At 64.1% G+C, this 3,496-nt stretch carries 3 protein-coding genes; all 3 read right to left on the bottom strand.

The window, feature by feature from the left end:
- Positions 1–63 precede the first annotated feature (63 nt).
- Complete coding sequence (locus tag M1L58_RS23135; RefSeq protein ID WP_248660612.1) at positions 64–1,125, bottom strand: hypothetical protein; 1,062 nt, start codon at positions 1,123–1,125, stop codon at positions 64–66.
- Between the two features lie 755 nt (positions 1,126–1,880).
- On the bottom strand, positions 1,881–2,219 hold the full coding sequence (locus M1L58_RS23130; protein ID WP_127963133.1) for a helix-turn-helix domain-containing protein: 339 nt from the start codon (positions 2,217–2,219) through the stop codon (positions 1,881–1,883).
- A gap of 2 nt (positions 2,220–2,221) precedes the next feature.
- On the bottom strand, positions 2,222–3,496 hold a 1,275-nt coding region (locus M1L58_RS23125), incomplete at its 5' end, for a tyrosine-type recombinase/integrase (protein WP_374112786.1).

Below are 3,496 nucleotides of genomic sequence, written 5' to 3'. Positions count from 1 at the left end.
AACTGGTGGAAGGTCATTGTTTGGGTGGTCGTTATTCATGGTCTTGGCCTTTCTGGTTGGTGGTCATGGTTGGCGGGCGAGGAGGTACTCGGCGTTGTCGCGTTTGGAGATTGTGGCCCAGTTGGTCGTGGTGTTGATGTGCAATCCGAGTTGGGTGGCTACGACGGCGGCTGGTAGCTCGCTGGTCAGGGTGGCTAGGGCGTGGTTGCGGTGGGCTTTGGTGATGCCTATCGCGGCGAGCTTGCGGTGCAGGGTGGTCGGATGCATGGGGTGGTGGGGCCGGGCGCCGGGGAATAGGTAGTGGCCGGATCGGTCTGGTGTTGTTGTGCGGGCGTCGTTTTCGGTTGCTGCGGCGAGTTGGTGCAGCAGCGCGGCGACGGGTATGGGTAGGCCGATGGGGTGTGTGGCCAGGCGTAGCTGGGTGGTCGTCGCGGTGATGGTGATGTCCGCGGTGGTGAGTTGGTGGATTCTGCTGATGTAGGCGCCGTAGAGCAGGACCAGCAGACCGGCGACTCGGGTGGCGAGGTCGGAGGTCGGGGAGCCGTTGACCAGTGACGTGATGAGGCGTGTGTGATCGTCGGCGGCGGCGATATCGGCGCTATGACCGGTAGGTGGTGTGCCGATGATGATGTCGGTGACGATGTCTCGGCGTTCAAGCCAGGCGATGAACGCGGCGAGTCTGCGGGTGCGGTCGCGGTTGCCGGCAGTCCATGCCTCGGTGATGGGTTGGGTGAGATTGCTGATCGCGATGCCGAGATCGCCGAGGTGTGCCAGGAATCGGATAGCGGTCCTGATCTGTTCGCGTGCTGCTGCGTCGGCGTAGGTGGTGAATGTGTGGCCGCGGTGTGCGCGGCGGCGTGCTGCTCGTAGGACTGACCAGTGGCCGTAGGCCACGATCAGTGTTCGGTGGTGGTGGGGGAGTGTGTCGGCGGTTTCGGTCAGCCAGGTGCCGAGTCGTTCGATGTGTTCGTCTCGGTGTGTGAGGATGCCGGTCTCGACGAGGAGGGCGCGCAGGAAGTGACGGCCCTGACTGGGCGGGAGCGCGTCCACATCGGCGTGGGTGAGCTCGGTGTGTTGTGCGCGGTTGCCCAGCTGGGTCAGCCACGTGCGAGTGTGTGGTCGCATCAGCCACCGCATGGTGGAGGCCGGATCACCTCGTTCGCTCAGTAGTTGAGGTAGCCGCGTGAGGTCTGGATGATCGGTGGCGAGTAGATCGGTGACCAGTCGGGTGATCGAACAGGGCAGGCAGGCTGCGGTGAAGTGGTGTGGCCCAGCGGTTCCGCAGTGTCGGCACAGATAGTCTCGTGTCCCGGCACACGGCCCGCAGATTCGTTGGTTGTCCAGTTGTGCGGTGAGGACTTTGGTGTGGCCGCATCGGGCGCAGGGGGCGGGGTTGCGGAGTTCCCGTTTGTAGCAGGGCAGGCAGACTGGGCCCACGGGCCAGTGGGTGTGCACCGGGCGTTGCAGGGTGCACACTCCGCAGGTGTGCAAGGGCGCAACGAAACAGCTCTTACACAGGTTGTCGATGCCGTCTTGGGATCGGGCTGCGACGGGCCGGCGCTCACCGCATTGCCCGCAGATGCGGTGAGGTGGGGTGTAACAGCGTTGGCATAGTGGTCCGCGGTCGGTGGTCTTCTTGGCATGATCGAGTCGGCCGCAGGACACGCACAGGTGTTTGGGCCGAGCGCAGTTGCTGCACAGCGCTGAACCGGCGGGGGTGCGCTTCGATGGGTAACGCAGGCGGCCACACTGGGCGCAGTCTTCGAATCGGCGGGGGTCGCGGCGGTAGCAGGATCGGCATAGCCCGCCATCATCGGTGCGGGTGACCCGTGCGGCGCGTCGACCGCACTTATCGCAGTTGTGCTGCGGTGCAGGGGCGCTCATTCTGGAGTCTCGGTGGGTCGGGTGATGGTGGTGCGTCGTCGGGGTGCCGTTGCTCGGATAGCACGCCGCCCGGCCGCCGCGGCCTTGGTGGCTGTGGCGGTTTCGGTGATGGCAGGTTCGATGAGGTCGTTGGGGGTGCAGTCGAGGATGTCGCACAGCGCGATCAGGGTGTCCATGCTCATCCGCTGGGGGTGGCCGGTCACCAGGCGGTAGACCTGTTCACGGGAAAGTGTGATGCCACGTTCGGCGAGGTGCGGTTGCAGATCGGTGGTCGCGAACATGCCCTGGGCAGCCATCTTCGCGCGCAGATGCCAGTGGTAGTCCAGGTGTTTCATGACTAATCTCCCTGCAGAGCCGAACCGTAGCGGGCGGCGACCGCACGGGTCAGTAGCCGATTGCGGTACTCGTTGGACACCCCGATGTAGACCGCGGTGGTCGCGGAGAACGAGTGACCGACCTGCTCTTGGATGAACCGCTCGGGGTAGTCGAACTCCACCAGGTGGGTGACGTAGGAATGGCGCAGGCAGTGCAGCTGCAGTAGCGGGTCCAGGCCTGCGGCATCGCGCGTCTTGGCGAACACCGCGCCGGTCGCGCGGGTGCTGATCCGGGTGCCCCGTTCAGTCAGCCACAAACCAGGTGCCCGTCCGTTGCCCAGCTGGGGCCGGACTTCGTCGATGTAGTGTTCCAAAACTTCTGTGATCCAACCCATCTCCGGCACGGTGAGCACACTGCGCCGTTTACTCGGCCCGCCACGACTGGCTTTGCCGTGGCGCACGGTGACCGATCCGAATCGGCCGAACTGTGGGAGTTTCGGGTTGGAGCGCAGGTCTACCAGATCGCAGAGAGCGGCTTCACGGCGTCGCAGGCCATAGGCGTAACAGAACTTGAGCAGGGCCGCGTCACGCATCGCCGAGAGCACACCCTTGCGGTGCAGAGCGTGGATCCGGTCGACCCGGGCATCAGCGGTGTCGAACAGCGTCTGCACCTCGTCATAGGTCAACGGTCGCCGGCCCGGATCGCCCTCGTACTCGCCGACATGGACAATCGAGTTGTCGTCGTGGAAGACCTCCTGCGGCACGGTTCCGAACAGTTCAGAACACTCCTGCACCCACCCGTTTCGTGGATCGCGCAGGTACTCGCCGAACATCTTCAACTCAACCTCGTAGCTCCGTAACGTCGACAGCCGCAGCGGTTTCGGCCCGGACCGCAATGCGCTGATCCACGCCTCGCCCTCAGCTGGGGTCCACTGCCACGGATACAGATTGGTGAACTCTGCAAACCTCCGGACCAGCCGGGTCCTATTGCCGATCGTCGACTCACGCAGAAACCTCGCTCGCTGCTGGCGTTCCCAGCCTGTCAGCATCGCGTCGAACACCGCCGGTTTCGGATCGAGATGGACCACCCCATGCGACGACCACACCCGGCCGGCGCCACCGTTGTCAGCACCCATAGACAATGTTGTATCAGATGCAACATTGATGCACCGAGTCTGCCACGCTGGCCAACATTGGGACAACGGAGGTCGCCGCACCATCCTTGCCCCCTCACCAGCCACAACAGTCATGGTCACATCGCCCTTATGATGCAACTGACGACAACGATGCTTCTTTGC

This window comes from Gordonia sp. C13 (genome assembly GCF_023218005.1).
Classification (GTDB): Bacteria; Actinomycetota; Actinomycetes; order Mycobacteriales; family Mycobacteriaceae; genus Gordonia; species Gordonia namibiensis.
The sequence above is the reverse complement of the archived record's forward strand: the minus strand, read 5'-3'. Positions and strand labels throughout refer to the sequence as shown.

Bases quoted from the DNA above. Each gene is read 5' to 3' on its own strand.
- M1L58_RS23135 (WP_248660612.1), bottom strand. From the start codon at position 1,125: ATGCGACCACACACTCGCACGTGGCTGACCCAGCTGGGCAACCGCGCA.
- M1L58_RS23130 (WP_127963133.1), bottom strand. From the start codon at position 2,219: ATGAAACACCTGGACTACCACTGGCATCTGCGCGCGAAGATGGCTGCC.